Annotated in this window: 8 protein-coding genes; all 8 read left to right on the top strand. The window is 58.4% G+C overall.

Annotation, left to right across the window (positions count from 1 at the left end; all coding sequences use genetic code 11):
- The first annotated feature begins 554 nt into the window (after positions 1-554).
- Positions 555-986 (top strand): hypothetical protein, encoded by a 432-nt coding sequence (locus VMU57_RS12610; protein ID WP_325383905.1) that lies wholly within the window; start codon positions 555-557, stop codon positions 984-986.
- A gap of 98 nt (positions 987-1084) precedes the next feature.
- Positions 1085-1672, top strand: coding sequence for a hypothetical protein (locus VMU57_RS12615; protein ID WP_325383907.1), 588 nt, complete (start codon positions 1085-1087; stop codon positions 1670-1672).
- A 44-nt stretch (positions 1673-1716) separates the two neighbouring features.
- Entirely contained in the window at positions 1717-2247 is a 531-nt protein-coding gene (locus tag VMU57_RS12620) for a hypothetical protein (protein WP_325383909.1), read from the top strand.
- A 57-nt stretch (positions 2248-2304) separates the two neighbouring features.
- On the top strand, positions 2305-3339 hold the full coding sequence (locus tag VMU57_RS12625) for a S1C family serine protease (protein ID WP_325383911.1): 1035 nt from the start codon (positions 2305-2307) through the stop codon (positions 3337-3339).
- Positions 3340-3367: 28 nt separating this feature from the next.
- On the top strand, positions 3368-3562 hold the full coding sequence (locus tag VMU57_RS12630) for a DUF2934 domain-containing protein (protein ID WP_325383913.1): 195 nt from the start codon (positions 3368-3370) through the stop codon (positions 3560-3562).
- A 123-nt stretch (positions 3563-3685) separates the two neighbouring features.
- Positions 3686-4666 carry a 6-phosphofructokinase gene (pfkA, locus tag VMU57_RS12635; protein WP_325383915.1) on the top strand — a complete coding sequence of 327 codons (981 nt, stop codon included), beginning with the start codon at positions 3686-3688 and terminating at the stop codon, positions 4664-4666.
- Positions 4667-4698: 32 nt separating this feature from the next.
- Positions 4699-6531 carry an alpha-glucan family phosphorylase gene (gene glgP / locus VMU57_RS12640; RefSeq protein WP_325383917.1) on the top strand — a complete coding sequence of 611 codons (1833 nt, stop codon included), beginning with the start codon at positions 4699-4701 and terminating at the stop codon, positions 6529-6531.
- Positions 6532-6889: 358 nt separating this feature from the next.
- The coding region (locus VMU57_RS12645; protein ID WP_325383919.1) for a hypothetical protein at positions 6890-7889 on the top strand (1000 nt) is incomplete at its 3' end.

Here is a 7889-nt window from a genome sequence, read left to right on the forward strand (position 1 = left end):
CTACATCGCGCTGGCCTAAGCAAATCTGAAATCTCCCGCCGCCTGCAAATCGGACGCACCTCCGTGCGCCGCATCCTCGCCGCTCCGCCCAGAAATAATTAGGTCGGGGTTTTCAATTACGCAGCGCTGCCGAAAACACACCAAGGTTGTTGAGGTCTTGGCAAGGGACATCGCTGGCATTGCGCTCAGAAAAGACGGCGAGGTTACAACTTTCTTCAAACAAATCCAGCCATATCTATCCAACCCAGACAATCAGCTACCGCGTGGGTATCTACGTACGCAAGAGCGCCCCCCTCCCAGCGGCCGGTAGTCGACACATACACCCTTCGGTCTGTCCGGTTATCACGGCCTCTCAAGCTCCATCCTTGGCCGCTTTCCGGTACTCGCTGCCTCAAATGAGGCAACTAACCTCAGCGGCGACGCTTCAGTTTCGTTCGCGGCGACCCCTATTCCATTTGGGATGAAACACTTACAGGCGAGGTGCTCGAATCCGGATTTTGGCACGCCGGGTGCATTACAGAAAGACGAAGTTAGTTCAAGGCAAGGAGTCTATCATGAAACTCTCCATAAGAAGCATCGTAATCACCGGCATTTTGGCAATTGGCGCGAATACCTTGCTGGCAGCTCAGACCAGCAACCCCTGGTTCGAGGGATGGTATCGGGCGAAGTTCGGACGGCCATCTCCTACGGAAGAAACGCGCCTCCAGGCTGAAAAAGCGAATGCAGCCTATCGTGTGGAAGCGCCCCGTCCCGGCCCAGTACCCGCCAACCCCTGGTTCGAGGGATGGTATCGGGCGAAATTCGGACGGCCATCTCCTACGGAAGAGGCGCGGCTTCAGGCCGAGCAGGCGAATACCGCCTATCGTGAAGCAACGTCGACTCAAGCGGTGGCACCTGCGAATACATGGTTCGAGGGATGGTATCGCGCGAAGTACGGACGGCCGTCTCCCCCAGAAGAGGCTCGCCTGAAAGCTCAAACTCGCTGAAGACGCCAGTCGCATTCGAAATGTGAATGCCGTACCCGTTGAGGACTGCGGGTGAACCGCATCGGGTTTGAAGCGGCTCTGCTCCGCAGAGGAGGACCATGAAAAAGGTAATGAAGATGTTTGCCACACTTTTGCTGTCTTCCATGATGCCATTCGCGCTCGCGCAGCGCGGAGGTGGCGCAAGACAGTCCTTCGGTCACGCGGGACACGACTCCGCAGCGGTTGATTCTCGGCAGAATCTAGCGCTGCTGGCCACGGACACCCAGCGCGAGGTGTTTGCTCACTGCATGGCAGCAACCAAAGCGGCACGCAAAACGGGCCGATTAATGGGGGACAGCAATTACTGGGATTCATGGCGCTACAGACATCTGGGCTATGACCTCAGCGCCGTTTCCGGAAGAATGGATCAGTTCCAGTCAGCCCTGAGCGAGATGGCAACCTCCCACGAGCAGTTTCTGCAAGAACTGGACCGGGACCAGAAGACTGAACTCAGGCCAAACCTCAGCAAGCTGGAGCAATTGCAAAGCGATCTGAATTCACAAATGTCACAGCTTGACGAAGAACTGACGGCTGCCAGACCGGACTCGTTCCGTGTCTCCACCAGGCTTTACGGCATCGGGAAGACCATCGATAAATGGCGCTCCCAGCACAGGAAGATCGCGAAGGAGATGAGTATTCCGCGATAACAGACCAGCTGCGAAAGAGACAGCGCTCGAAGATCGGAGAACCCATGAACTCACACGAAAAGGATACCCGCACAATCGGCGAGTTGGTTCGCCTGTACCAGGTCGGTTTCCGTCTTCAACCGGGTGAGGCCGTGATCGTCTCCGGACGGAGAACGCAGTTCACCTGCCGTCAGGAACTGAGCGGCCATCAGGATCGCCGTATCCAGTGCGGAAATGCGCCCTGCGTGACCTGTATTCAGGTGCTGCAGGCTTTATTTGAGGTCGCCGACATCCTTCGGCCCATCGAGCGCGGAACTTTCGAGAGACTAGGAATCGCCTGTGAGACCAGCGCACGCTATGCTTCCGCTGCAGGACCCGGCCATGAGGAGACTCTCGGTTTCGAGATGACCCTCCGGCACCGCCTTGGCGCCATGGCGGACAGTTGGGTATGGATCTTCATGCAGCTTGTTCGTACTGCGCTTAGAGAGCTGGGTTGCCGGCCTCCCTTTCGGATAGTCCGGCGGGGATTCACTCAATGCGATGCGACAAGTACAAGTATGGATGCGATGGACAGAGAATCGCGCTTAATTGCCTGATGGGTTGGGAAGACGATGATGCGGATTACGAGATGGATTCAGATTGGAATCGTGGTATTGGCGACTGCCGTCATGGGCCGGGCGCAAAACACGAAATTGACGGCGGATGAGCAGAACACGATCGCGATCTTCCGCCAGGCGAACCGAGGCGTGGTGTACATCACCGCGCGTACGTCCATAGCCTCACCCTTCGAAAAACACACGACGGACGCGACCGACACAAGCACCGGCACAGGGTTCGTGTTGGATACCGAGGGGCGGGTGCTGACTGCCTTTCACATCATCAAGGACCGGGACCAGATCACGGTCGCGCTGGGCACACGCCAGCTTCCGGCGCGCCTGATCGGTACGGCGCCACAGCTCGACATCGCTTTGCTCCAGATAAACGTGCCGAAGGACGATATCTTTCCCATCCCTCTGGGGACCTCGCGGGATCTTGAGGTCGGACAGAAGGTTTTGGCCATTGGAAACGCTGCGGGACTGAGCAACAGCCTCACTGTGGGCGTGGTCAGCGCAGTGAAACGCAGCTTGGATGACAGCGCGATTGAGCTGGAGGACGCTTTCATCCAGACCGACGCGGCCATCAATCCCGGCAACAGCGGCGGTCCGCTGCTCAATTCCGCGGGCCAGGTCATTGGAATTAACGACGCCATACTGACGAATACGCAGAACATGGGCTTTGCGATCCCCATCGATCTGGCGCGCAGCGTCATTCCCGATCTGATCGAGATGGGCCATCCGTACCGGCCGATGCTCGGCTTCACCGGCAGCGAAGTGACAGCCAGTATGGCTGCGTTGTTTGGCCTTCCGGTGGAGCGGGGCTTCCTGGTCGAGGAGGTGCGACCCGGCTCGCCGGCGCAAGCTGCGGGACTGAGAGCCGGTAGCCGCATGGTGGCAATCAGCGATAAGCCTTATGTACTTGGTGGAGACATCATCGTTGCTGTGGATGGCGAGCCATTCGTGTCCGCCGCGCAACTTGCCACGGTCCTTTTGCGTTCGCGGCCCGGACAGCAGCTGCGGCTCAAGCTTTACCGTGAGGGCCAGACCGTTGAAATCGAACTGCCCCTCGAAAAAATGCAAATGCAGTTTTAATCAATTTCACCAGGGAAGGAGATGTGTGATGGCGAAGAATCCGAAGGTTGAAGTGGAAGGGACCATTGCGAGCGATGTGTCCGAAGAGCAATTGGAGCAGATTCGACGGCGGTCCCATGAATTGTATGAGGCTCGCGGACAGGAAGACGGTCACGACATCGAGGACTGGCTTCAGGCAGAGGCGGAAATCGGAGCCGCGAAGGCGCCGGCTGCAGAGTCATAAACAGGGGAAGTGAAGTTGTGCAATTACGGCGTGCAAGCCGCTCGCACGCCGTGAGATTAGCTGTGCTCCGTGTCTCCAGACTTGGGAGCGTTGAGAACCAGCTTCTGATCGGGAGAGATTGACATGAGAGTCATCAAGCGAATCGCTGTTCTGACTTCTGGCGGGGACGCGCCGGGCATGAATGCGGCCATCCGAGCGGTTACGCGTTGTGCCCTGGCACAGGATTGGGATGTATTGGGCGTGCGGCGCGGATACGCGGGTCTGGTCGAAGGCGAAGTGGAGCCGCTCACCGGCCGCACGGTCAGCAACATCATGCAGCGCGGAGGCACTCTGCTTGGGAGCGCACGCTGTCCGGAGTTCGAGACGGAGGACACTCGCCGGAAGGCTCTGTACTGGCTCCAACAAAACCGGGTCGACGCGCTGGTTGTGATCGGCGGCAACGGATCGCAAACCGGAGCCCTGGCTCTGGCAGAGATGGGCGTGCCGGTCGTGGGGGTCGCTTCGACCATCGACAACGATCTCGCCGGCAGCGAAATCACCATTGGCGTCGATACAGCGCTGAACATTGCACTCGAAGCCATCGATCGTCTCAAAACGACCGCGTCCTCGCATCAGCGCGCGTTCTTGATCGAGGTAATGGGGCGAAAGTGCGGCTATCTGGCCCTGATGGCTGGACTCGCCGGTGGTGCCGAGATCGTGGTGATTCCGGAACGAGAAACAACGCCTGAGGAAGTGGCTCGGCAACTGCGCGCAGCGTATGAGCGAGGCAAAAAACATGCTCTGGCCGTGGTTGCCGAGGGCGCGGTACACAACGGCGGAAAACTGGATGCATGGTTCCGCGAACACTCTGCGCAGATTGGTTTCGACCTGCGCACCACCACGCTGGGGCATGTGCAGCGCGGCGGCACCCCGACTGCTTTCGATCGGTTACTGGGTACTCGTCTCGGTGCGGGAGCGGTAGCGGCGCTGATGCGTGGCGAACAAGGGGTTCTTGTGGGACTGAACGAGGGCCGGGTGGCCACGACGCCTCTCAAGGAGGTAGCCGGTGTCCGGAAGGTTATCGATCCGGAGTTGTTCCGGCTGGCATCCGTTCTAGCGCAGTAATGGACAGGCCTTTACAGGCGAGAGGGGTTGGTATGAACGATAGTCGAAGAGATCCCGTTTGCGGCATGGTGGTGTTGCCCGATACCAGTCTGCCTTTCACTTTTGAGGGACAAATGATCTACTTCTGTTCCGAATATTGCCGGGACAAGTTTCAGCAACATCCCAGACGCTACCTGGCCACGGCTGTCCCCGCAGACGATGACGCGAAGGAGAGCAAGCGCGTCGCGTATTTCACGATGGAGGTAGCCCTCGATTGCAACATCCCGACTTACTCCGGCGGACTCGGTGTTTTGGCAGGAGACATGCTCAGGGCGTGCGCGGATCTCAACGTGCCTGTGGTCGGCGTGAGCATGTTGTGGCGCAAGGGCTACTTCGAGCAGGTTCTCGACCCACAGGGACGGCAGCAAGAGCGCCCCGTCCACTTCGAGCCGGGACTGCCGCTCCGGTCTTTGCCTGCGCGAGTGGAGGTTTCGATTGAGGGCCGCACGGTTCGCGTTCGCGCCTGGCAATACGATCTCGGCGATAGCGACTCCAAGGTTCCTGTCATTCTGCTGGACACCGATGTAGAGGAGAACAGCGAGTATGACCGCAGTCTCACAGCATGCCTTTACGGCGGTGACCGGAACCACCGGCTGGCACAGGAAACAATCCTCGGTATCGGTGGTGTAAGAATGCTTCGGGCGCTGGGCTATTGCGGTGTCCAGCGCTTCCACATGAATGAGGGTCACGCCAGCCTCCTGGTCCTCGAGCTAATGAACTGGCAGGGAGGATCCGCGCCCGCCGACTGGGACTTCGAAGACGTTCGGCAACGGTGCATCTTCACCACGCACACCCCTGTGCCTGCCGGCCACGACCAGTTTGACTGGTCGTCGGTCGAGCGTATCGTCGGACCTGCCGTTTCCATGGATGTGCTCCGGATGTTGGGCGGTCAGGAACGGCTGAACATGACGCTGCTCGGGCTGAACCTCAGCCGGTACGTGAATGGCGTCGCCCAACGGCATGAGGAGGTGTCGCGCGAAATGTTCCCCGGCTATCCCATTCATCACATCACCAACGGCGTTCACTCGGCGACATGGGCTTGTGAGAGTTTTCAGCGGCTCTATGACGAGTACATACCCGACTGGCGCAAGGATCCGGCGATGCTCAGGAAAGCGCTGAGTATCCCGAACGAGAAGATTTCTGCCGCCCATGAGGAAGCCCAGACAAGACTGTTTGCATTCGTGAAAGAGAGAACTGGCCGCGCGCTGTCCGGCGACGCACTGACCATTGGTTTCGCCCGCAGAGCGACCGCATACAAACGCGCCGGCCTGGTGTTTAGCGATCCCGCGCGTCTCGTTCAAATCGCAAGAACTGCGGGGCCGCTGCAGTTTATCTTCGCCGGAAAGGCGCACCCACAGGACGAGGGAGGCAAACGGGAGATCGAACACATCATCGCGGTCGCGCGCGCGATCGGACAAGAGATCCCCGTCGTGTATCTCGAAAACTACGATCTGGAGATGGCGAAGCTGCTGGTGTCAGGAGTGGATTTGTGGCTCAATACGCCGCAGTGTCCCATGGAAGCCTCGGGAACTTCGGGCATGAAGGCCGCGCATAATGGCGTGCCCAGTTTCAGCACCCTGGACGGCTGGTGGATCGAGGGCCATATCGAAGGGGTGACCGGCTGGTCGATTGGCGCATCCGCCGCAGATCCGCTGGACGATGCCGCAGATCTCGTGCGCAAGCTCGAAGAAGTCATTTTGCCGACCTTCTACCACAACCGCGAGCAGTGGATGAATGTCATGCGCCACGCGATTGCCCTCAACGCCTCATATTTCAACACGCACCGCATGGTGCAGCAATATGTCACCAACGCTTATCTCGGGTAGAACAGTTTCCACAGGAGTGTCTCACAGTATCACGAAAAAAGTAATTGACGTTTCCTCTCGCGGAAGAGTTTTCAATGGGATCTCTGCTAGACAGATTCGGGGTTCGTTTACTCGCCACACCGGCGAGCATTGAATGAGGCGTCAATCGTACGCATATCGACCTATGAGGGGCTCCTGCATGCCAGACCTTGGTTTCGCACGAACACCGAATGTGTTTTCGCGCTGTGGCAGCCATCCCGGATCACTGTGCCGGCCGGATGCGGCGGCTGGTGCTGGAGCAGAGGCTCGTTCCTCTGCGCTACTTGGGTGCCCTGGTAGGATCCGAAAGGTCATCCAGACCATAGCGCGAGTCTGCCTCATGCTTGCGCTTTGCTCGGCAATTCCTGTGCAGCCTCAAGAGAATCGAGACGCTCAGAACAGAGCAGATAGTGAGCTCGCTCGCGCGTTTTCAGAAAAATCCGCACCGGAGCTGGTGAATTCTTATTTCGATTTGCCGTCTATCCCGCTGTTGGTGATTCGCCGCTTGATGAATTTTGGCGATCCGCGAGTGATCCCAGCATTGCGCAACGCCTTTGACCGAGAACGCCAACCTTTGACCCGCGAGTTCCTGGCGGCGGCGCTGGTCCGTCTAGGCGATAAAGACAGTCGATACTTCGATTATGCTGCCGGGGAAGCACTCGATGCTGTGAACAACGGCGTCCCCTATTGGACTAGTCCCGCGACCGAGGCGGCAGATGGGAGCGATTTGGAGCGCCACGAAGAGATTCGATCCTGGTCCCAGGCTCACCGCACGCCCATCGTACAAGCTATTCGCATAGCAATCATCGAGAACCCGGGAGCGGTCGAAGCGCTAGCCCTCGCAGAGGATCGGCGCTCCGTGCCAATTTTGTTGCAAGCCTTGCAGTCTCCCAACCTCCTGGTTGTCCGGGAAGCCGCATTTGGACTGGCGCGTATGCACGAAACGGCCGCAGCAAGACCGATCATTGCAGTGTGCCAGCATCTGGACCGGGAAGATCGGCCCTGGACGGCGAAATCCCTGCTCTATATCCGATCGAAGAAAGCGCAAAAAGCCGCCAGTGCATTGATTGCCGATCCAGCACGAGTTCAACGCTGGCGTGCAGATGTGAATCAAGAAGAGACCATGCGAGCCGCGGTAGCAAACCTATCGAAAGCAGTGCAGCTGCTGGATCAGGCTGCCGTGGATTTGAATCGGCTCGACCAGGCGATCAAGGAAAGTAATTCCGCCGAAGCAAAGGGCGTACTGAAGGAATACATTCCTCGATTAGGCCAACTCACGAAATGCCTGGCTCAATTGCCGCGTGGCCAAGTGGATGATGGCCTTGTCAGCGCAGTGGTGA

This window comes from Edaphobacter sp., from assembly GCF_035532915.1.
GTDB lineage: Bacteria > Acidobacteriota > Terriglobia > Terriglobales > Acidobacteriaceae > Edaphobacter.